General features: G+C 61.5%; 18 protein-coding genes. 8 read left to right on the forward strand and 10 right to left on the reverse strand.

Annotation, left to right across the window (positions count from 1 at the left end; translation table 11 throughout):
• Positions 1 to 81 precede the first annotated feature (81 nt).
• Positions 82 to 381 carry a DUF6074 family protein gene (locus GGI60_RS12640; protein ID WP_183916140.1) on the reverse strand — a complete coding sequence of 100 codons (300 nt, stop codon included), beginning with the start codon at positions 379 to 381 and terminating at the stop codon, positions 82 to 84.
• Positions 382 to 574: 193 nt separating this feature from the next.
• On the opposite strand from GGI60_RS12640, the gene GGI60_RS12645 reads away from it, so the two are divergent.
• A complete protein-coding gene (locus GGI60_RS12645) occupies positions 575 to 1,840 on the forward strand; it encodes a glycerate kinase (protein WP_183916142.1) in 1,266 nt (421 codons plus the stop codon).
• 12 nt (positions 1,841 to 1,852) lie between these two features.
• Here GGI60_RS12645 and GGI60_RS12650 read toward each other — a convergent pair whose 3' ends face one another.
• From GGI60_RS12650 to GGI60_RS12680, 7 genes are all read right to left on the reverse strand, one after another.
• Positions 1,853 to 2,806, reverse strand: coding sequence for an NAD(P)-dependent oxidoreductase (locus GGI60_RS12650; protein WP_183916144.1), 954 nt, complete (start codon positions 2,804 to 2,806; stop codon positions 1,853 to 1,855).
• Between the two features lie 97 nt (positions 2,807 to 2,903).
• The gene (locus GGI60_RS12655; RefSeq protein ID WP_183916146.1) at positions 2,904 to 3,860 is read right to left on the reverse strand and encodes a lytic transglycosylase domain-containing protein; all 957 of its coding nucleotides are present in this window, start codon (positions 3,858 to 3,860) and stop codon (positions 2,904 to 2,906) included.
• A gap of 155 nt (positions 3,861 to 4,015) precedes the next feature.
• Complete coding sequence (locus GGI60_RS12660; protein ID WP_097579062.1) at positions 4,016 to 4,675, reverse strand: peroxiredoxin; 660 nt, start codon at positions 4,673 to 4,675, stop codon at positions 4,016 to 4,018.
• 392 nt (positions 4,676 to 5,067) lie between these two features.
• Positions 5,068 to 6,051: an ABC transporter permease gene (locus GGI60_RS12665; RefSeq protein WP_183916148.1), complete on the reverse strand. Its 984-nt coding sequence runs from the start codon at positions 6,049 to 6,051 to the stop codon at positions 5,068 to 5,070.
• Complete coding sequence (locus GGI60_RS12670) at positions 6,048 to 7,043, reverse strand: ABC transporter permease (protein ID WP_183916150.1); 996 nt, start codon at positions 7,041 to 7,043, stop codon at positions 6,048 to 6,050. Before GGI60_RS12670 ends, GGI60_RS12665 begins: the two co-directional genes overlap by 4 nt.
• Complete coding sequence (locus GGI60_RS12675) at positions 7,040 to 8,572, reverse strand: sugar ABC transporter ATP-binding protein (RefSeq protein ID WP_183916152.1); 1,533 nt, start codon at positions 8,570 to 8,572, stop codon at positions 7,040 to 7,042. The genes GGI60_RS12670 and GGI60_RS12675 overlap by 4 nt, the downstream gene beginning before the upstream one ends.
• Before the next feature lie 76 nt (positions 8,573 to 8,648).
• Positions 8,649 to 9,788, reverse strand: a complete 1,140-nt coding sequence (locus tag GGI60_RS12680; protein WP_183916155.1) for a sugar ABC transporter substrate-binding protein — start codon at positions 9,786 to 9,788, stop codon at positions 8,649 to 8,651.
• 226 nt (positions 9,789 to 10,014) lie between these two features.
• Here GGI60_RS12680 and GGI60_RS12685 point away from each other — a divergent pair, with 226 nt between their 5' ends.
• From GGI60_RS12685 to GGI60_RS12715, 7 genes are all read left to right on the forward strand, one after another.
• Positions 10,015 to 11,019, forward strand: coding sequence for a LacI family DNA-binding transcriptional regulator (locus tag GGI60_RS12685; RefSeq protein WP_183916157.1), 1,005 nt, complete (start codon positions 10,015 to 10,017; stop codon positions 11,017 to 11,019).
• Between the two features lie 83 nt (positions 11,020 to 11,102).
• Positions 11,103 to 11,690 (forward strand): ANTAR domain-containing response regulator, encoded by a 588-nt coding sequence (locus GGI60_RS12690; protein ID WP_064825174.1) that lies wholly within the window; start codon positions 11,103 to 11,105, stop codon positions 11,688 to 11,690.
• A gap of 34 nt (positions 11,691 to 11,724) precedes the next feature.
• Positions 11,725 to 13,008: a CmpA/NrtA family ABC transporter substrate-binding protein gene (locus GGI60_RS12695; protein ID WP_183934460.1), complete on the forward strand. Its 1,284-nt coding sequence runs from the start codon at positions 11,725 to 11,727 to the stop codon at positions 13,006 to 13,008.
• A 392-nt stretch (positions 13,009 to 13,400) separates the two neighbouring features.
• Positions 13,401 to 14,642, forward strand: coding sequence for a nitrate/nitrite transporter (locus GGI60_RS12700; RefSeq protein WP_183916161.1), 1,242 nt, complete (start codon positions 13,401 to 13,403; stop codon positions 14,640 to 14,642).
• Positions 14,643 to 14,660: 18 nt separating this feature from the next.
• Entirely contained in the window at positions 14,661 to 17,111 is a 2,451-nt protein-coding gene (gene nirB / locus GGI60_RS12705; RefSeq protein WP_183916163.1) for a nitrite reductase large subunit NirB, read from the forward strand.
• 4 nt (positions 17,112 to 17,115) lie between these two features.
• Complete coding sequence (gene nirD / locus GGI60_RS12710; RefSeq protein WP_020921100.1) at positions 17,116 to 17,451, forward strand: nitrite reductase small subunit NirD; 336 nt, start codon at positions 17,116 to 17,118, stop codon at positions 17,449 to 17,451.
• Positions 17,451 to 20,108, forward strand: coding sequence for a nitrate reductase (locus GGI60_RS12715; protein WP_183916165.1), 2,658 nt, complete (start codon positions 17,451 to 17,453; stop codon positions 20,106 to 20,108). The genes nirD and GGI60_RS12715 overlap by 1 nt, the downstream gene beginning before the upstream one ends.
• A 28-nt stretch (positions 20,109 to 20,136) precedes the next feature.
• Here the strand turns inward: GGI60_RS12715 and GGI60_RS12720 are convergent, their stop codons facing one another.
• Positions 20,137 to 20,814, reverse strand: coding sequence for an HAD-IA family hydrolase (locus tag GGI60_RS12720; protein ID WP_183916167.1), 678 nt, complete (start codon positions 20,812 to 20,814; stop codon positions 20,137 to 20,139).
• 116 nt (positions 20,815 to 20,930) lie between these two features.
• Positions 20,931 to 21,251: a hypothetical protein gene (locus GGI60_RS12725; protein WP_183916169.1), complete on the reverse strand. Its 321-nt coding sequence runs from the start codon at positions 21,249 to 21,251 to the stop codon at positions 20,931 to 20,933.
• Positions 21,252 to 21,268 lie beyond the last annotated feature (17 nt).

A 21,268-nucleotide genomic window follows, 5' to 3' on the forward strand; every position in this document is an offset into this window, starting at 1 on the left:
CTCATGCTGACGAGGTCGATCCGGACCGCATGCTCGATGCATGAGATTGCAGGTCAGAGGCGTTGGGTTCAACCTGATGAATCAACGTTTCCGCGATTTGGCAACGGCCTGTTTCTGGTGGCTGAGGACCAGTTCGATCTGGACATCTTGTTGAAACTCCATCACCCGCTGGCCGACATCGCTCTCCGGCATTCCCGCGGCTAGAAGCTGATCGGCAAGCCTGCGGCACTCGGCCTTCCAGAATTCGATCGCCTCCGCGCCATGCCGGCGGCCGAGTTCCCGAGCGCAGCGCTCGACATTGGCAGTTCCGGTTGCGGAGGGAAAGGCAATAACCTTGCCTTCGTGAGAGGCGGCGGGGCGGCAGGTCGTTTCAGTGGCCATCGAACACAGGTTTCCTTTGATCCTATATGCTGTCTACGGGACGATGGTTAATGCTTTCTATTCGTTCGCCTCTTTCAATTGCAGACTCTGCGTCACTGCCGTCAGATCATCGCATCTTCGCCCTTGACGCCGCCACGCCGATGCGCCGACAGTCTCCATCATAATCGACAGATTGAGGCAGCAGAGACCACCGATGACGATAACCGCCCCCCGCGATTTCCTGAAAAGCCTGTTCGACGCGGCGGTTCGCGCGGCCGATCCGCTGACCGGCATCAAATCGCACCTGCCGGAGAAACCGAAAGGAAGAACTGTGGTGATTGGCGCCGGCAAGGGTGCGGCGCAAATGGCGCAGGCGCTCGAAAGCGCATGGGAGGGACCGATCGAGGGATTGGTGGTCACCCGATACGGCTATGGCTGCGAAACGCGCTTCATCGAGATCATCGAGGCAGCCCACCCGGTGCCCGACGCTGCGGGGTCTGCTGCCGCGAGACGGTTGATGGAAACGGTGAACCGGCTGACGGCAGACGATCTCGTGATCGCGCTGATCTGCGGCGGCGGCTCGGCACTGCTGCCCGCCCCGCCGGGAGGATTGACGCTCAAGGACGAAATTGCGCTCAACGAAATGCTGCTTGCTTCGGGCGCGCCGATCTCGGCGATGAACGTCGTTCGAAAACATCTCTCCACTATCAAGGGCGGAAGGCTGGCGGCAGCGACGAAAGCGAGAGTCGTCAGCCTGATTGTTTCCGACATTCCGGGCGACAACCCAGCCCATGTCGCGTCCGGGCCGACGGTTCCTGATGATTCAACGCGGCACGAAGCGCTGGAGATTATCAAGCAATATGGATTGCAGCTGCCGCGGGCCGCCCTTGATCATCTGAACTCGCCAAAGGCCGATGCGCCGCGGCCGGATGATCCGGTGTTTTCACGGCACGAGCACCACATCATTGCCTCGGCCGGCGTATCGCTGGAGGCTGCTGCCGCCCTGGCCAAATCGCAAGGGATCGAACCGGCGATCCTTTCGGATGCGATCGAAGGTGAATCGCGCGATGTGGCGCTGGTGCATGCGGCAATCGCCCGCGAGGTGCTCGGCCGTAACAGGCCTTTTTCGAAGCCAGTCGTCATCCTGTCCGGCGGCGAGACGACGGTGACGCTGCGGGCGAAGGGCGGCAAGGGCGGACGAAACGGCGAATTCGCGCTCGCCATGGCGCTCGCGATCGACGGACAGCAGGGCATTCATGTCCTTGCCGCCGACACGGACGGCATCGACGGTTCGGAAGACAATGCCGGCGCCTTTGCCGATGGCGGCACGTTCAAGCGCCTTCGCGCCGCCGGTCTCGATGCGCGCCGACTGCTCGACGGCAATGACAGCTATTCGGGCTTTGCGGCCGTCGGCGATCTCTTCGAAACCGGCCCGACCGGAACCAACGTCAATGACTTCAGGGCTATCCTGATCGCATAAGACCCGGCCGGATCAGGTCTTGATCAGCCCCTTCCCGATCAACCAGCCGACCGATTCCTGCACCGCCTGCAGCGACGTATATCGCGGCGTGTAGCCGAGCAGGTGTGCGGCTTTGGCGATCGAGCAATTCGGACTGCGGGCGATATGCTCCCATGTCGCCTCCGCATCCTCGGCCGTCTGACCTACGGCCCAGGCGTCGAACGGCGCGAAGGTGAGGTTCGGCTCCCGCCCAAACCAGCGCGACATGGCTTCCGCATAACCGCGAAGGGTCAGCGCCTGCTCGGAAACCGCATGGAAACTCTCACCGATCGACGCGTTCCAGTGGGCAATTGCATCCATGAACATCGCCGCCACGTCATCGGCGTGGACGTGATGAACGGTCTCCAACCCGAAATTGGGCAGGGCCAGGGTGTCTCCGCGGGCAAGGGTCGAGAAGACCTGCAGATTGAAATTGCCGGCCGGATTGAGCGGCGCCCATCCGGTGCCGACAATATGGCCGGGATGGATGATGGTTGCCGGGAAGCCTTGCAGCCTTGCCTGCTGCAGCAGATAGGTTTCGATCGCCGCCTTCTGGATACCATAGTCACCGAACGGGGACTTCGGGACTTCCTCGCGTGTCGGCACCGTCGTGGGGTAGCCGTGCGTCCAGATCGTGCCGGTGTGCAGGAAATGGCCGACATGCCCGGCCAGGGCCGTCACCAGTTGCTCGGCACTTTCCAGCGTGAAGCAGATCATGTCGATGACGATATCGGCTTTCAATGCGCGTACCGCCTGGCCGAAAGCACCCGTCCGCTCCATGGCCGCCCTGTCGATCTGCCGCTGATCGACGAAGGCCCAGGCGCGGCTTGCCGTATAAGGCTTTGCCGCACCGCGGCTAATGGTGACGACGTCGTGACCGGCCTCCACCAGACGGGGAACGAGATGGGTTCCGACATGGCCCGTCGCCCCGATGACCAACACCCGCATTGTCGTTCCTCCTTAGCCGTGATCCCGCGAGACTATGCTGCTCCATCCGGCGATGCCGCAAGCGGACTTTTCGTCTCAGAATGCGGAAGCCGCCCTGCTATCGATTTTTGAAGACAAGGCAGGTGCCGCCGTGCTTTCGGATCTGGTTACAGACATCGTTGGCTTCCACACGCGTCTGCCGAGCGATGCGGGCGACATAACGCGGGCGAAAGCCGAAGCTGCGGTCGCGCTGGCGCAGGATCAGCGGCTGTTCCGCATCCAACGGCGCGGGCAGATCTTGCAGGGCCTCCAGAAACAGACGCCGGGCAACCGCGACATCGGCGTTTGCCGCCAGTTGAACGCCCCACGGCGCCCAGTTGCCTTCCTGACGCCAGGGCGTGTCTTTCAACGTCCGCCTCTCGGCAAGCGCCACGCAGCCATCGAGAAAGGGCTTCTCCTTGTCGAGCGGGGCTGCCGCATTTTCCGGCGGATTATCCTTCCATTCCTCGACCGTATGGGCGGTGATCGCCATCACATAGCCGCGCGTCTCGTGAGGTAATCTTCCTGACGTCAGATAAGCCGCAAGGCCGTTTTCGCCGGCATTATAGGCGGCGGCGGCAAGGCCGAGATTGCCGAAACGATTGCGCAATTCGTCGAGATATTGCGCCGATTTCCGCAGGGCTTCCAGCACCTGGTAGCTGTCTTCGAGACCGCGCAGTTTCGCCGTTCCGGGCATGAACTGCGCAATGCCCTGTGCTCCTTTGAAACTCACCGCGTCAGGACGAAAGGTGCTTTCGCGCCAGATGAGGCGGGCGAAATAAGCCGGCGGTAATTGATTGGCCTCGGCGAAATGCTCGATCGCAGCGCAGAGGTCGCGATTGAAACTGTCCTGGCGGATGCAGAGCGTCTCGCCTGATCCCGAGGCAGCAGGCCCGGAATAGAGGCAGGCCGGTGGCGCGTCGCTTCCTTCCGGTTGGGCCTTTGGCGTCTCCGCCGTGGAAAACAGGAAGCAGAGCGAAAGCAGGGCCTTCGCCAATCTCCTCCCCATGTCGGACTGACGTTTTCGCCCTATCATCGGATCTCGGCAGGTTCGACTTCCATCGCGACGCTGACCCTAGATAACATCAATCGAGGCGTGAAGCTTCCCCATTTTCCGCAATGCCGGCATGAAAAAAGCCGCCGGACCATATGGCCGCGGCGGCTTGCAGACAGCTTGAATAAAAACAGCCATCAGGCTGTCGGCTGCTTCGTCTTCCTGAGATAGGGCAGAACCGTATCGAAGGAGCCGAAGCGCGTGATCGCGTCTTCGTTGGACACTGCCGCGGTGATGATGACATCCTCGCCCTGATTCCAGTTTGCCGGCGTCGCCACCTGGTGCTTTGCCGTCAGCTGGATGGAATCGATCGCGCGCAGGATCTCGTTGAAATTGCGGCCGGTCGTCATCGGATAGGTCAGGATCAGCTTGATCTTCTTATCCGGGCCGATGATGAAGACCGAACGCACCGTCGCATTGTCGGCGGGCGTACGGCCTTCAGAGCTCTCGCCGGCGCCGGCCGGCAGCATGTCGTAGAGCTTGGCGACCTTGAGGTCCTTGTCGCCGATCAGCGGATAATCGACGTCGAAGCCGGTCGCGGTCTTGATGTCGCCCTTCCACTTGGCATGGCTTTCGACCGGATCGACCGAGATGCCGATGATCTTGACGCCGCGCTTGGCAAATTCGCCTGCGAGGCCTGCCATGACGCCGAGCTCGGTCGTGCAGACAGGCGTGAAATTCTTCGGGTGCGAGAACAGAACGGCCCAGCCGTTGCCGATCCAGTCATGGAAGCTGACCGGTCCCTGCGTGGTGTCGGCAGTAAAGTCCGGAGCGATGTCGTTGATACGTAAGCTCATGGTCGGCCCTCCAAAGCCGTTGTTGGATTTCGTGTTGGATTTCGTTATCTCAAATGGCGGTCATGGGAACTGCCTGCCGCAGTCGTGATAAAATTACGATCGCCAAAGACGCATCAGCTGCGAGCAAAAAACTCCCCCGATCCCAAGGTTTTCGCTGCATTTCTTTAAAGTATATAGCACGAGAACCAAAGGCATGCTCTTTCGATTTGCAGCCTGCGCCGGCATTTATTTTTCCCGGCAGGCTGGCGCGATGAAGAGACCACGGCGGCAAATATCGATCCTGCACAAGCCACTGAACGCGCGGGCGGGGCAGCGTCCTTTACATCGTTGAACGGACCGTCGGCTGTAGGAGACTTTGACGACGCGCAAACAATTGCCGAGGGGCGACACAATCAGGCCAACTTCTGACGACCGTAGAGCAGAAGCATGCCGATGATGACGGCGCCGTAGATGAGCTGACGGCCAGCCTCTTCGATCTGCATCACCGAAAGGATCGATTGGAGGAGCGTGATCAGGATGACCCCTGCCACGGTTCCGAGGTAGGAACCCTTGCCGCCGAGCACATGCGTACCGCCGAGGACCACGGCAGCAATCGAGGGCAGGAGATAGGCATCCCCCATCGATTGCGACGCCTTTGACGCATAGCCTGCCAGCAGGACGCCACCGAGTGCGCTCAGCCCGCCTGACATGACGAAGGCCAGCAAGGTGATGCACCGGGTGTCGATGCCGGACAGATAGGCGGCGCGCTCTCGGTTTCCGATGGCGTAGAGCGACCGCCCAAAGGTCGTGCGCGTCAAAACGAAGACGGCGACCAGACCGACGGCCAGCCAGACGAGAACACCGTTCGGAAGGCCGGAAATAGTATAGCCGGTGGCCAGGAACCGCATGGCCGATGAGGCCGAGTCTTGTGGAGAAAAGCCGCCGGTATAGACGACCATAAGACCTTGAGCGACCGCGTTGGTCGCCAGCGTGATGATCATTGAGGGAATACGGAGATAGCCGACCGCCAAACCGTTAACCAGACCGATCGCGGCGCCGCACAGGATGCCGAACGGGATGGCCAGAACCGAGCCTGCCGTGCCGTAAGCGGTCGCAGCGCAGGCCATCATCGCGCCTGTCGTTACGACCCACGGCACTGACAGGTCGATCTGGCCGAGCAGGATGACGGCCATCATGCCGGTGGCAATGACGCCGAGGAATGAGGCCACCTTCAACTGCTGCAACAGATAATCAGGCGAGAGGAAATTCGGCGAATAGATCGATCCTGCGAGCAGGAGCAGGATAATGCAGCCGAAGGCAGTAGCCACCGCCGGATCGACGCCGCGCAGGCGGGCAGGCACTCGAAGCTGGCGCATGGAGGACGCTTCCTCGCTCATTGAAACCACTCCAGCCGATTGCGAACCCGTACAAGCCCGATGCAGCCGATGCTGATCGCCAGCATCAAAACCACGCCCTGGAACAGCGGCTGCCAAAGCGGATCGAAATCGAAGACGAACAGCAAGTCGCCGATCGTCCGAAATGCCAGGGCGCCGAAGACGGCGCCGACGGCGCTTCCCTTGCCCCCCGCAAGGGACACGCCGCCGAGCACCACCGCCGCGATCGAGTAGAGGGTGTAGGCGTTGCCGCTGGCAAGTGCCGCCTCGCCGGTATAGGAGAAAAACGTGAGATACAGACCGCCAATCGCCGAAAGCAATCCCGCGAGCGCATAGGCCGCGAATTTTGCCAGCTTGACGGGCATTGCCGACATATAGGCAGCATTTTCGGCCGAGCCTACGGCGTAAGCCGCCCTGCCGATCGCCGAGCGGCTGAATGGCACCCAAATGACGATGATCGTGATTAGAAGCACGACAAAGCTGGCCGGAACGATCCCGAAAAGCTTGGATGTGAAAGCGTCGGCCAACTCCTCATTGACCGAGCCGCCGGGCGTTGGACGCAGCAGCAGCGCCAAACCGTAGAAGATCGCGCTGGTAGCGATGGTCGTGACGATCGGCTGCAGCCGGCCGAAGATGATAATGAGCCCATTCAACATGCCGCAGCCAAGCCCGGCAAGCAGCACGACGACGACACCCGCGCCCGTCTGCAGCGGCGTGCCGACGACCAGCCAGGAGGCGAGGCAATTGCACAGGACCAAAACCATCCCGGCAGAGAGATCAATGCCGGCAGTAATGACGACAAGGCTTTGTGCCATCGCGACGAATGCTAGCAGCGTCGCCTTGTTAGAGGCAGTTTGCACGACGTTGGGCGTGAACCCCGCCGGGTGATTTGAGACATAGAGGGCAAACATCGTGACGAAGAGGAGAGCGGCAAACAGCGTTCCCTTCTGCTGCGCATACCAGAATCGTCGTTCGCCGAGAACAAGTCTGTTCATTGAACTGTCCTTCGCTGGTCGCCGGCGATGTTCAGAGCCGCGCTGATCAGCTCATGTTCGTTGATGTTTGCGCCTTCAAGCTCGCGGATGATGCTGCCGTCATACATGACGAGGACGCGGTCGCAGCAGCCAATCAGCTCGTCATAATCGGTGGAGTAAAAGATGACCGCCGCTCCCGCATCCGCAAGCCTGCGCAGCAGCAGATAGATTTCCTGTTTGGTGCCGACGTCGATGCCGCGTGTCGGATCGTTGAGCAAGATGATACGTGGCCGGTTCATCAGCCATTTGGCGATGACGACCTTCTGCTGGTTTCCGCCTGACAGGGCGGCAACGGGCATGTCGAAGTTCGCGGCCTTGATCGCCAGGACCTTGAACAGTTCATCGATTTCGCGTCGCTCGGCGGCCCGGTCAATGACGCCATTGCGCGAAATGCGATCGAGCGCGGCAATCGATAGATTTTCGCGTACTGTCATGGGCAGCATCAAGCCTTCGGTTTTCCGGTCCTCGGGAATCAACGCCATCGAAATACCGGCGGACTTGGCATCACGGGGGCTCTTGAGCCTGATCCGTCTGCCGTCGATTACGATTTCCCCCTTGACTTCGCGCAGTACGCCGAAGAGGGCCAGGAGCAATTCGCGCTGCCCCTGCCCGTCCAGACCGCCAAATCCGATGATCTCGCCGGGCCTGATGCCGAAGGTGACGCCGGAGAGCCGCTCGCCCCAGGAAAGATCGCGGCACGAAAGGATCGGTTTTTCTTCCCGTCGGTGCGGCGGTTTCGGCGGAAAAACATTGTTGTATTCCCGACCGATCATCAGTTCGACCACCTGCTGATCGGTTTTGGTGCCGGCCGGGTAGGATTCGATGCTGCGGCCGTTGCGGAAGACCGTGCACTCATCCGCCAATTGGGCGATTTCATGCATGCGGTGGGAGATGTAGATCAGCGCCATCCCTTCGGCCCGCAGGCGCTTCAGCACGGCAAATACCTTTTCGACATCCGATTGCGTCAACGCCGACGTCGCCTCGTCGAGAATCATCAGCCGCGGCTTTCGGGCGAGCGCCTTGGCAATTTCGACCATTTGCCGCCGCGACAATGGCAGGTCTTTGACCAAAACGGAGGGATGAATGTCGGAGGCGCCGGCGCGCGCCAGCGCTTCCTCGGCGATCCTCCGCTGCCTGCGCCGGTCGATCATGCCGAACCTCTGCGGCGGATTGCTGATGACGATATTGTCGGCAACCGACAGATCGGGAATGAGCGAAAGCTCTTGGAAGACACAGACGATGCCCGCCGCATTGGCGGCTGCCGGCGAGGCAAAGGTGATCTCCTTGCCATCGAGCAACATGCGCCCTTCGTCCGGCGTCACCACGCCGGCCATGATCTTGATCAGCGTCGATTTTCCCGCGCCGTTCTCGCCGAGGACGGCATGGATCGCGCCCGGCCGAACGACGATATCGGCATTCTTGAGCGCAACAGCTCCGCCATAGCGCTTCGATATGCCTTCCATGCGGAAAAGCGGCTCGGGCAAAGTCATACGTTCAGCCTCCCTTCGGTCTACCATGGTCGAGATTGCGGGCGCGAACACCCGCAATCACATCCGAGGACGGCTGCTATTGATTTTCTTTGGACTGCCCCATGATCTCCTGGGCGGTGAAATTGATGCCGCAGGTGGGGAAGGAATTGCCGACGAAGAAGTTGTCGGATTGAGTGGGATAATAGTCCTGACCTTCCTTGAAGTCCGGGTCGGACACAAGTGCGGTCGGCAGCTTGATCGCTTGCGGCACCACTTGACCTTCGAGGGCAGCGATCGCAGTCTTGATGGCAACAGCGACCTGGGCGGGACCTGTGCCGGCGGATGAGCACTTCAGGCCATCGGCGGCATGGGCTGCACAGAATTTGCGGAAGCCGTTTTCCGTCTCGCCGCCGAATGGCACGAAGGGATGTTTGGCGTCGATCATGGCCTGCACGACGCCGGTATCGCCGCCCTGGGCGGTAATACCGTCGAACGGACCGTTGGTGGCAATCGCATCGGCGGTCGCCTTCTGGGCAACGCCGTCGTCCCACTTTCCAACCACCTCCGTTATCGTGAATTTCTTGCCTGAAGCATCGAGAGTTTCATGAATGCCATTGTGACGATCCGTATCGACGGAAGTACCGGCGACGCCGCGCACTTCCAGCACCTTGCCGCCGTTTGGCAGATGCTTGATCAGCCAGTCGGCCCAGATGACGCCGAGCCCCTTCTGATCGACATTGACGTTGATCGCATCCTTGGTGTCGAGGATATTGTCAAAGGCGACGAGGATGACGCCGGCCTGCTTAGCGCGTTTGATTACCGGGCCGAAGGCGGTGGGATTCTGCGCGTTGACCACGACGGCGTCGTAACCGGCATCGATGAAGTTGTTGATGGCAGAAATTTGCGCCGGCACGTCCTCGCCGGTCGAAACGACCTTGAATTCCTTCAGCTTGGCCGCGACATCGGGCTGAGCAGCATAGGCCTTAGCCGTCTGTACCATCTGGATACGCCAGGTATTGGCGATATAGCCATTGGCAAGCGCGATGCGGTAAGGGCCGTCCTTTTTTGGATATTGCAGGAACTGCGTGTCCGCGGCCCAGGGCACCATGCAGCCGGGGTCGGCGGCGGGGCCGGAGACGATCTTCGGTTCCGCGCCGGCCGTGCCGCAGAGCAGAATGAGCGCGGGCGCGGAAAACGCGGCAATACGGGCCAACTTGGCTTTTTTCACCTTTTGCATAAATGTCCTCCTCCTCAGGCGGACCGAGCCGCCTCTCCTATGCTTTTGATTGGCTTCTTGGTCCCGGAAGGCTCCATCCCGTCATTTCCGGTACAATTTGAAACTAACATAGTTGACAGCGCTGTCAAATCGTATTTGCTAGCGCTACCAACTATAGATCAGAAAATATTCTTGACGTCGAAAGAATATGAGAATCAATATTCTATAACCACTTGGTGAGGCTTCGATGCGGCGAATAACACTCGATGATGTGGCAAGCCTTGCCGGCGTTAGCCCGATCACGGTGTCAAGGGTCTTGCGCAAGCCCGATGCGGTCTCTCCGGCCCTGCGCGTGCGCGTCAACGCCGCCGTCAAGGAACTTGGCTATGTTCCCAATCTTGCGGCAAGCCGACTGGCCTCCTCGCGTACGCATACAATCGGTGTGATCGTTCCGACCCTCTACAACGTGATTTTTGCCGAATATTTGTTCGCGCTGCACGACATTTTGGTGGCCGCCGGCTTTCATGTGCTCGTCGTTAACAGCCGTTATTCCCAGATCGAGGAGGAAAATGCCATCAAGGCTCTGCTCGGGCAAAGGGTGGAGGCGATCATCATCACCGGCACCCATCACACACCGCTCTCGCGGCAGCTTCTCTCCCAGGCACGCCTGCCGGTGGTCGAAACCTTCGAACTTTCACCGGAACCCATCGATCTGAATATCGGTATGTCGCAGGAAAACGCGGGACAGACGGCCACACAACACCTGATTGGACTCGGCCTCCGGCGGATCGCCTTTCTGACCGGCAATCTCGATCACCGCGCACAGTCACGTTTGGACGGCTGTCGGCTGGCAATGGAGCAGGCGGGACTACGACCTGCCGAGATCATTGCGCGGAAGCCGCGCCATAGCTCCGTTGCGCTGGGTTCCGATCTTTTCGCGATGACGCACGAAAGCGGCGACGTGCCGGAGGCCATCTTCTGCACGGACGACAATCTAGCACTCGGCGCCATGCAGGAATGCCGCAAACGCGGGATGCGCGTGCCCGATGACATCGCGATCATGGGATTCCACGATCTTGAATTCGCTGCTTGCTCCGCTCCTTCCCTCTCCTCAATCGCGACCCGGCGATTCGAGACAGGAAAGCTGGCTGCAGAGCGCGTGCTTGCCGCCCTGAACTCCTCCCGGACGCCCGCGGCGGAGCAAATTGATCTGGGCTACACGCTGATTGCGCGCGAAAGTACGGCAGTCTGATTATTATTTGTGCACTGGTTTTTCCGCACAGTTTTGAGGCGGTCGCCTTGCCAAAATTGCTGCAGTGCGTCATAAATAGAGCAATGACGCATCTCGATTTGACGATTCTGGTGATCGACGAAAATGCCATTCGCGCCTCCATCATCGAAGAAGGGCTGCGCGAGGCAGGGCATGCGCGCGTCACCGTGGTGCATGAGGTCAATGGTATCGCCCGAACCATCGAAACGCTGATGCCCGACGTGATCATCATCGATATCGAAAACCCCAACCGCGACATGATGGAGCATCTGTTCCAGTTGACGCGCACGGTCAGCCGTCCGATCGCCATGTTCGTCGATCGCTCCGACACGGCCTCGATCGAGGCTGCGGTCGATGCCGGGGTCTCCGCCTATATCGTCGACGGATTGAAGAAGGAACGCGTCAAACCGATCCTCGACATGGCCGTCAGCCGATTCAACGCCTTCAGCCGGCTGCGGCGGGAGCTTGCCGATGCCCGCTCGGCGCTAGAAGAACGCAAGCTCATCGAGCGCGCCAAGGGCATATTGATGAAGAAACGCGGCCTGTCCGAGGAAGAGGCCTTCGCCCTGCTGCGGCAGACGGCGATGAACGAAAAGAAGAAGATGTCGGAAATCGCCCAGAGCGTGGTCACCGCCGCGGGACTTTTGATGTGATGGCGGGCCGCCTAAATTTCCGGAGGAAACCGGAGTGGATATGATGACGAAGACCGTCAGTTCCAGCGGCGGGCTGCCCTCGCCCGCGCATATCAACCATGAAGGGCCGAAAGTGCTGCGGGCCGGTTTCATTCCGCTCGTCGATGCGTCGGTGCTGATCGCGGCGGCGGAATTCGGCTTCGCGCAGAAGGAAGGCCTGACGCTCGATCTCGTCAAGGACGTCTCCTGGGCGAATGTCCGTGACCGTCTGGCATTCCGCCAATTCGATATCGCCCATATGCTGTCGCCGATGCCGGTCGCCTCCATGCTCGGCCTCGGCTCCAATCCCTCGCCGACAATTACGCCGTTTTCCCTTGGGCGCGGCGGCAATGCGATCACGCTGTCGGCGCAGCTCTTCCAGAGGATGCGCGATGACGCCGGCTTGTCTGAACCGGCAACCGCACTGGATAACGCGCATGCCCTGGCAAAAACGATCGCGGCGATAAAGGCGCGCGGCGAGCCGCTGCCGACCTTCGGGGTCACCTATCCCTTCTCCTCGCATAATTACGAATTCCGCTACTGGCTGGCGGCTGGCGGCATCGATCCCGACAAGGATGTCAGGCTCGTCGTCGTGCCGCCGCCGCTGACATCGGACGCACTGGCAGCCGGGGCAATCGATGGTTTCTGCGTCGGCGCTCCCTGGAACATGGTCGCCTCGGAGCGCGGTCTCGGCCGCATCGTCGCCGCCAAACATGATATCTGGCCGTCGGCGCCGGAAAAGGTGATCGGCATGCGGCCGGATTGGGCGGAAAGCCATCCGGAGACTGTTTCCCGGCTGATCGTGGCGCTCGATGCGGCAGCCCGCTGGTGTGACCGTCCGGACAATCACGATGCGCTGGCCGCCGCTCTCGCCGATCCGCGATACATTGCCGCCCCCGTCGATATCATTCGCCGCGTTCTCGCCGGCGAATTCAGCCTCGATGGAAGGGGAAACCGGCGCATCATCGCCGATTATTTCCAGTTTCATTCCGCCTTCGCCAACTATCCGAGGCCGAGCCATGCGCTTTGGATCTACAGCCAGATGATACGCTGGGGGCAGGCCGAGGCCAGCCTCAACAAGGCGCGGGCCGCCGCATCCGCCTACCGCCCGGATCTCTATCGCACGGCTCTCGGCGACGCCAACGCACCTGACGACGCCGATATCCGCATCGAAGGCAATGACGAAGGCGACCGCTTCATGGACGGCCACGTTTTCGATCCGACCGAACTGCCGGACTATGTGGCGCGCTTTGCCGTCAAGAGCGCCCTGCCCCACGACTCCCATAGCGATGAGACCTGATCCATGCCGGCCTGCACAAAACGCCAGCAAAGTTCGACACTCCCCATCATCGCAACGCACAAAATATTTGCATGTTTCTTGGTAGCCGCAAAAACGTGCAGACGAGTAGCCGTTCGAAATTCTGTTTCTGTTCAAGCGCTTAAAGCAAAGAAACAGAACTGGCACGCAGCTTGCAAGGCTTTTACCGCACAGATCAATGGCGATCAGCGCAGTATGAGGGCGCGCTAGCCCTCACAGAAGACCATGAATTCGGCGTCCAACGGAGGGCGCCACCAGCAAAGCCGCTGATCAGGATATTTCGCGCACTTCGTGCAGCGCAGCCTGACCAGCGGCTTTTTGTTTTTAACCCCCAGCGATGGATCGGCACGACCTTGTCGGGCCACGGAGAAGCCATGTCTGTCATCGAGAAAGCGCAGCCCATGTCCGCCGGCGAACCAGCCAAAGCATTGTGGATCTCCACGGTCGCCTTCACTCTCTGTTTCGCCGTCTGGACGATCTTTGCGATCATCGGCGTCCGCATCAAACAGGAGCTCAACCTCAACGAGGCCGAGTTCGGATTGCTGATCGGCACCCCGGTTCTCACCGGTTCGCTCGTGCGCATCGTCCTCGGCATCTGGACGGGGCGTTACGGCGGCCGTCTCGTTTACACGCTGACGATGCTTGCCGCCGCGGTCGCGACTTTTCTGCTCTCCTATGCCCACACCTATACGCAGATGCTGATCGCCGGCCTCGGCGTCGGGCTTGCCGGCGGCTCCTTCGCGGTCGGCGTCGCCTATGTCTCGCCCTTCTTCCCGGCGGAAAAGCAAGGCACGGCGCTCGGCATCTTCGGCGCCGGCAATGTCGGCGCGGCCGTGACCAAATTCGCCGCTCCCTTCGTTCTGCTCGCCTGGGGCTGGCAGGCGGTTGCGGAAATCTGGGCCGTCTGTCTGGCGGTGATGGCCATCGTCTTCTGGTTCACCACCACGGACGATCCGGCCTTCCGTATTCGCCGCGAGCGCGGCGTCTCCTCGAAGAGCCTCGCCCAGGAATTCGCGCCACTGCAGAACGTCCAGGTCTGGCGCTTCTCGCTCTATTATTTCTTCGCCTTCGGCGGCTTCGTCGCCCTGTCGCTGTGGCTGCCGCGCTATCTGGTCGGCGTCTACGGCTTCAACCTCGAAACTGCCGGCATGATCGCGGCCGCCTACTCCATCCCGGGCAGCATCTTCCGCGCCTTCGGCGGTGTGTTGTCGGACAAGAAGGGCGCACGCAGCGTGATGTATGCGATGTTTGCCGTGTCGGCCGTGGCCACGCTCATTCTGTCGCTGCCGGCTGCGACCATCACGCCCGTCATCTTCATCGTCGTCATCTTCGTGCTCGGCTTCTTCATGAGCCTGGGCAAGGCCGCCGTCTACAAGCACATTCCGGCCTATTACCCCGACAGCGTCGGCGCCGTCGGCGGCATCGTCGGCATGATGGGCGGTCTCGGCGGCTTCATCCTGCCGATCGCCTTCGGCCTCCTCAAGGACATGACCGGCCTCTGGTCCAGCTGCTTCCTGCTGCTCTTCGCGATCGTCGCGATCTCGCTGATCTGGATGCACCTGTCCGTCAAGCAATTGTCGCGTCAAGGGCACTCCGCGCCCGTGGCTGCAACCTAATCCAAGGGACTTGAACGCATGACCGAAAAACTCGTCATCATCGGCAATGGCATGGCGCCCGGGCGCATGCTGGAGCACCTCTTCGAACGGGCGCCCGGACGCTATGAAGTCACGATCTTCAATGCTGAGCCGCGCGTCAATTACGACCGCATCATGCTGTCGCCGGTTCTCTCGGGAGAGAAGGACTACGAGCAGATCATCATTCACGGTGACGGCTGGTACATCAAGCATGGCATCATGCTCTACAAGGGCCACAAGATCGTCAACATCGATCGTGCCGCCAAGACGGTCACCTCCGACCACGGCGTCACCGAAAGCTACGACAAATTGGTGATTGCCACCGGCTCCGTGCCCTTCATCATCCCAGTTCCCGGCAAGGATCTGCCCGGCGTCATCACCTATCGCGATCTCGACGACGTGCAGGCCATGCTGCTTGCCGCCCAGTCGCGCGAAAAGGCGGTCGTCATCGGCGGCGGTCTGCTTGGCCTCGAAGCGGCGGCCGGCCTCGCCCAGCGCGGCATGGACGTCACCGTTCTGCACGTCATGCCGACGCTGATGGAGCGCCAGCTCGATCCCGCCGCCGGTTATCTCTTGCAGAAGGCGGTCGAGGAACGCGGCATCAAGGTCATCTGCAAGGCCAATACCAAGGCGATCATTGGCAATGGCAAGGTCGAAGGCATCGAACTTGACGATGGCCGCATCATCCCGGCAACTCTCGTCGTCATGGCCGTCGGCATTCGTCCGAGCGTCGGCCTGGCGAAGGACGCCGGCCTTGCGGTCAATCGCGGCATCGTCGTCGATAACGGCATGCAGACTTCGGACGGCGATATCTTTGCGCTCGGCGAATGCGCCGAGGTCGGCGGCATGGTTTATGGCCTGGTCGCGCCGCTTTACGAAATGGCTCGCATCGCCGCCGCGCATCTCTCCGGCGACCGTTCGCCGGCTTTTGTGCATGCGGACACGCCGACCAAGCTCAAGGTCACCGGCATCGAACTCTACTCGCTCGGGGATTTTGCCGACGGTGACGACCGCGAGGAGATCGTGCTGCGCGATGCCAGCGCCGGCGTCTACAAGCGCCTGGTGCTTAAGGACAACAAGATCATCGGCACCGTGCTTTACGGCGAGACCGCCGACGGCGCGTGGTTCAACGATCTGAAGAAGAAGGCGACCGATATTTCGGAGATGCGCGAGACGCTGATCTTCGGTCAGGCCTATCAGGGAGGGTCACCGCTGGACCCTATGGCGGCCGTTGCAGCCTTGCCGGATGACGCGGAAATCTGTGGCTGCAACGGCGTATGTAAAGGCAAGATCACCTCGACGATCACGAGCAAAGGACTGACGTCGCTCGACGATGTGCGCGCCCATACCAAGGCATCGGCCTCGTGCGGCTCCTGCACTGGTCTCGTCGAACAGCTGATGGCGCTGACGCTCGGCGACGGCTACAATCCGGCCGCCGTGCAGCCGATGTGCACCTGCACCGAACTCGGCCATGACGATGTTCGCCGCCTGATCAAGGCAAAGGGTCTGAAGAGCATTCCCGCCGTCATGCAGGAATTGGAATGGAAGACCTCCTGCGGCTGCGCCAAGTGTCGGCCGGCGCTCAACTATTACCTTGTCTGCGATTGGCCGGACGAATACGCCGATGACTACCAGTCGCGCTTCATCAATGAGCGCGTCCACGCCAACATCCAGAAGGACGGCACCTACTCCGTCGTGCCGCGCATGTGGGGCGGCGTCACCAATTCGAACGAGCTGCGGGCCATCGCCGATGTCGTCGACAAGTTCGAGATCCCCATGGTCAAGGTGACAGGCGGCCAGCGCATCGATCTGCTCGGCATCGAGAAGGAAGACCTGCCCGCCGTGTGGGCCGATCTCGGAAAGGCCGGCTTCGTCTCCGGCCAGGCCTATGCCAAGGGCCTGCGTACGGTGAAAACCTGCGTCGGTTCGGACTGGTGCCGGTTCGGCACCCAGGATTCGACGGGTCTCGGCATCCGCATTGAGAAATTTATGTGGGGATCATGGACGCCGGCCAAACTGAAAATGGCCGTGTCTGGCTGCCCGCGCAATTGCGCCGAAGCGACCTGCAAGGATATCGGGGTGATCTGCGTGGATTCCGGTTTCGAGATCCATTTCGCCGGTGCCGCCGGTCTCGACATCAAGGGCACCGAGGTGCTCGGCCTGGTGAAGACCGAGGACGAGGCGCTGGAGCATATCGTGGCGCTGACGCAGATGTATCGCGAGCAGGCCCGCTATCTCGAGCGCATCTACAAATGGGCTAAGCGGGTCGGTCTGGACGAAATCCGCCGCCAGATCATGGATGATGGTGAAAAGCGCAAGGCCTATTACGACCGCTTCGTCTTCTCCCAGAAATTTGCCCAGGTTGATCCCTGGTCGGAGCGTGTTTCCGGCAAGGACAAGCACGAATTCAAGCCGATGGCGACGATCGGCTATCCGCAGGCGGCCGAGTAAGGAGATGGACATGAATTGGATCGCAATCGGTGACATCTCCGATATTCCGCTGCGCGGCGCGCGCTGCGTGAAGACGCCGCAAGGCAAGATCGCCGTCTTCCGTACGGCCGAAAACGAGGTGTTTGCCATCGAGGATCACTGCCCGCATAAGGGCGGCCCGCTATCCCAGGGCATCGTGCATGCCAAGGCCGTCACCTGCCCCCTGCACAATTGGGTGATCTCCCTCGAAACGGGCAAGGCGCTCGGCGCCGACGAGGGCGAAGTGCGGACCATACCGGTCCGCAACGAGGACGGCGCCCTGTTTATCGCGCTCGAAAGCCTGTTGATGGCGGCTGAATAATGGCGGCTGAGGTCAAGACCACCTGCCCCTATTGCGGCGTCGGTTGCGGCGTTATCGCCACGGTCGACGAAACCGGCGCGGTCAGCGTCAAGGGAGATCCGGAGCATCCGTCGAATTTCGGCCGGCTCTGCTCGAAGGGTTCGGCGCTTGCCGAAACCATCGATCTCGACGGCCGGCTTCTTTATCCCGAAATCGCAGGTGAACGCAGCGGCTGGGACGAGGCGCTCGATCTGGTCGCCCGGCGCTTCTCCGAAACGATCGCCGAACACGGGCCTGATTCCGTCGCCTTCTACGTCTCCGGCCAGTTGCTGACCGAAGATTACTACATCGCGAACAAGCTGATGAAGGGCTTCATCGGCTCGGCCAATATCGACACCAATTCCAGGCTCTGCATGTCCTCGTCGGTGGCCGGGCATCGCCGCGCCTTCGGCGCCGATACCGTGCCGGGGACCTATGAGGATATCGAACTTGCGGATCTGGTGGTGCTCACCGGCTCCAACCTCGCTTGGTGTCATCCCGTCATCTACCAGCGGCTGGCCGCCGCAAAAGCGGCGCGGCCGAACATGCGCATCGTCGTCATCGATCCGCGCCGGACGATGACATGCGATATCGCCGACCTGCATCTGGCTATCCGCCCGGACGGCGATGTCGCGCTGTTCATGGGGCTGCTCGCCCATCTTTCGACAAGCTCTGCGATCGACCAGAATTATATCGCCTCCCATACGGAAGGCTTCGCCGGCGCCTTTGCGGCCGCCTCAGCACTTGATAGCAACGATCTCCTCGAGCGGACCGGCCTGCCGGCCATGCAGATCCGGGAGTTCTTCCGCCTGTTCGAGATGACCTCGAAGGTGGTGACCTGCTACAGCCAGGGCGTCAATCAATCCTCCTCTGGCACCGACAAGGTCAACGCCATCCTCAATTGCCATCTGGCGACCGGCCGCGTCGGCCGCCCGGGTATGGGCCCCTTCTCGCTGACCGGCCAGCCGAACGCGATGGGCGGGCGCGAAGTCGGCGGTCTCGCCAACATGCTCGCCGCCCATATGGCGATCGAAAATCCAGAAGACCGTGACCGCGTTCAGCGCTTTTGGGAATCGCCGGTCATCGCTGCAAAGCCTGGTTTGAAAGCGGTCGACATGTTCCGCGCAGTCGCCGACGGACGCATCAAGGCACTCTGGATCATGGCCACCAATCCCGTCGTCTCGATGCCGGATGCAAACAGCGTCGAAAGCGCCATCGCCGCCTGTCCCTTCGTCGTCGTCTCCGACATACTGAGAGAGACGGATACCGCCCGGCACGCGCAGGTGCTTCTACCCTCGCTCGGCTGGGGCGAGAAGGACGGCACCGTCACCAATTCCGAACGGCGCATTTCCAGGCAGCGGCCGTTTCTCGGCATGCCCGGCGATGCGAAGGCCGACTGGTGGCAGCTTGCGGAGGTCGGACGCCGCATGGGATTTGCCGCCGCCTTCGATTTCGATGCGCCGGCCGAAATCTTCGCCGAACACGCCGCCCTGTCCGCCTTTGAAAACAACGGCAGCCGCGATTTCGATATCGGCGCCCGCGCCGGCATCACCGGCGCCGCCTATGACGAACTGTCGCCGTTCCAGTGGCCGCAGCCGGCAGGAAGCGCGCCCGGCGTCACCCGCTTCTTCGCCGATGGCGGTTTCTACCATGCCGACGGCAAGGCGCGTTTCGTTGCAGTGGAAGCACCGGCAACCGATCGCACCAATGCCGACTTCCCCTTCACGCTGAATACCGGGCGCATCCGCGACCAGTGGCACACGATGACGCGAACCGGAAAGAGCGCGCGGCTTTCCGCCCATATCGCCGAACCCTTTGCGGAGATCCATCCGCGCGACGCGATCGAGACCGGCATACCGAGCGCCGGCCTCGTCGAGATCGACAGCCCCCACGGCAAGGCGATCGTCCGGGCGCTGGTGACCGATCGCCAGGCGCGCGGCGGTATCTTCGCGCCGATGCACTGGAACGACCAGTTCGCGGCAAAAGCGCGGATCGACGCCGTGGTCGCGCCGATCACCGATCCCTTTTCCGGCCAGCCGGCGTCGAAGAACGTCGCTGTCACCGTCCGACCCTTCCCCGCAAGCCATTACGGTTTCGCCGTATCGGCGACAAAACCCGTAACACCTGACGCGGCCTATTGGGCACTGGCGAAAGCCGAGGGCGGCTGGCGGCTGGAGCTCGCCTTCGACCAGACCGTCGAAGACTGGACGGCGTGGTGCCGGGCGGTTTTCGCCATTCCTGATGAGATCGAACCGCTGGGTTATGCCGACCGGCAATCCGGCGACCTCAGGCTCGCCTTCTTCGACGGCGAGACCTTGCTCGCCGCGCTGTTCCTCGCCCGCGAGCCGGTTGCCGTGGCGCGCAACTGGGCGATCTCGCAGCTCTCCGCCGTGCATGGCGACCTCAGGAAGCGCTTCGCGCTCGTCGCGGGCCGTCCCGGGGCCGGCAGACCGGATCCGGGCGCCACCGTCTGCTCCTGCTTCAGCGTCGGTGTCAACCAGATCGCCGCCGCCGTGCGCGAGGGATGCCACAGTGTCCAGGCGGTCGGCAAGCAAACGAGCGCCGGAACCAATTGCGGCTCCTGCCGCGGCGAAATCGGCAGAATCATCGATCGCTGTCTGGCCGCGGCCGCGGAGTGAAAGGCAGAAACGGTTGCGCGGCCTGAGATCAGGCCGCGTTCGGGACGATGAGCATTTTATGGTCGGCCGAGATACGCACCGAGATCTCATCGTAGGATGACAGGGTCGGATGCGCCGTCTCCATCCGGGCATGATGGGTTGCCGTCACCACCATGACATCGGCGCCCGCCGCCTCACCGGCGATGATGCCGGCTGCGACATCCTCAAACACCAGGCAGTCCTGCGTGCTGACGCCGAGGCGTTCGGCGCCGAGAATATAGCATTGCGGATCGGGCTTTCCGATCTTGACGTCCTCCGCCGTCACCATGAATTTCGGCAGCGACAGGCCTGCGGCCTCCAGCCGCCGGCGGGCAAGACGCAAGGGCGAGGAGGTCACGATCGCCCAGCGATCCGGCGGTAGCGAACTCAGGAATGCGGCCGCACCTGAAATGGCGACGACATCGCTGACATCGGCGATTTCGGCCTCGGTCACCAACCTCGCTTCATGTTCGGGATCGACGCCCGGCAAATTCAGCCGGGCGATCGTGTCGACGCCGCGCGATCCATGCATCTTCGGCAGAAAGTCGGCGACATCGAGCCCCTGGCGCCTTGCCCAGTCGCTCCACACCCGTTCGGCCGCACGGATCGAATTAAGGATGGTGCCGTCCATATCGAACAGGAAGGCGGCATAAGGCTTCTCGAAGCCACGAGGCATCGGCTGGGACAAAAGGCTGAATCCTTCGGGAAAAAGAGTCGGGTGGCGATCGCTGGACGCGATGAAACGGCAAATCGCCATGTTTTGCAAGCTTTCGATCGTGACGGCGACGATGTCGCAAATCTATCCTAAAAAGAAGCGGCGGCGCCCGAAGCCGCGATCAGGTCGCAGGAGAGGCGAAGGCCGATCCGGTCATGGCAGCGGTCGCCGGTGCGGGCGGCAAGCTCCAGTTCGGCCGGCGCGTCGGCCCGCAGATAGGACTGTGCTGTCGGATCGACGCGCGTCGGAATGGCGGTCCATAACAAGGGGCGGCTGACGTCGATCGCGGACATTCCAGCTTTTTCGCCGCCCATAGCCGCGGAGGCGATTGCCATGCCACCTGCCGTCAACGCGAGTGAAAGCGCAATCTGCAGACCGATATCTGCGGCCTCACGGGCAGAAACGAACATAGTGGCCTCATGCTACG

The sequence above is a fragment of the Rhizobium lentis genome (genome assembly GCF_014200175.1).
In the GTDB taxonomy this organism is placed as follows: domain Bacteria; phylum Pseudomonadota; class Alphaproteobacteria; order Rhizobiales; family Rhizobiaceae; genus Rhizobium; species Rhizobium mulingense.

Bases quoted from the DNA above. Each gene is read 5' to 3' on its own strand.
- GGI60_RS12700 (WP_183916161.1), top strand. From the start codon at position 13,401: ATGTCTGTCATCGAGAAAGCGCAGCCCATGTCCGCCGGCGAACCAGCC.
- GGI60_RS12680 (WP_183916155.1), bottom strand. From the start codon at position 9,788: ATGCAAAAGGTGAAAAAAGCCAAGTTGGCCCGTATTGCCGCGTTTTCC.
- GGI60_RS12675 (WP_183916152.1), bottom strand. From the start codon at position 8,572: ATGACTTTGCCCGAGCCGCTTTTCCGCATGGAAGGCATATCGAAGCGC.
- GGI60_RS12660 (WP_097579062.1), bottom strand. From the start codon at position 4,675: ATGAGCTTACGTATCAACGACATCGCTCCGGACTTTACTGCCGACACC.
- nirD (WP_020921100.1), top strand. From the start codon at position 17,116: ATGGACATGAATTGGATCGCAATCGGTGACATCTCCGATATTCCGCTG.
- GGI60_RS12715 (WP_183916165.1), top strand. From the start codon at position 17,451: ATGGCGGCTGAGGTCAAGACCACCTGCCCCTATTGCGGCGTCGGTTGC.
- GGI60_RS12650 (WP_183916144.1), bottom strand. From the start codon at position 2,806: ATGCGGGTGTTGGTCATCGGGGCGACGGGCCATGTCGGAACCCATCTC.
- GGI60_RS12655 (WP_183916146.1), bottom strand. From the start codon at position 3,860: ATGATAGGGCGAAAACGTCAGTCCGACATGGGGAGGAGATTGGCGAAG.
- GGI60_RS12640 (WP_183916140.1), bottom strand. From the start codon at position 381: ATGGCCACTGAAACGACCTGCCGCCCCGCCGCCTCTCACGAAGGCAAG.
- GGI60_RS12685 (WP_183916157.1), top strand. From the start codon at position 10,015: ATGCGGCGAATAACACTCGATGATGTGGCAAGCCTTGCCGGCGTTAGC.
- GGI60_RS12665 (WP_183916148.1), bottom strand. From the start codon at position 6,051: ATGAGCGAGGAAGCGTCCTCCATGCGCCAGCTTCGAGTGCCTGCCCGC.
- GGI60_RS12690 (WP_064825174.1), top strand. From the start codon at position 11,103: ATGACGCATCTCGATTTGACGATTCTGGTGATCGACGAAAATGCCATT.
- GGI60_RS12670 (WP_183916150.1), bottom strand. From the start codon at position 7,043: ATGAACAGACTTGTTCTCGGCGAACGACGATTCTGGTATGCGCAGCAG.
- GGI60_RS12645 (WP_183916142.1), top strand. From the start codon at position 575: ATGACGATAACCGCCCCCCGCGATTTCCTGAAAAGCCTGTTCGACGCG.
- nirB (WP_183916163.1), top strand. From the start codon at position 14,661: ATGACCGAAAAACTCGTCATCATCGGCAATGGCATGGCGCCCGGGCGC.
- GGI60_RS12725 (WP_183916169.1), bottom strand. From the start codon at position 21,251: ATGTTCGTTTCTGCCCGTGAGGCCGCAGATATCGGTCTGCAGATTGCG.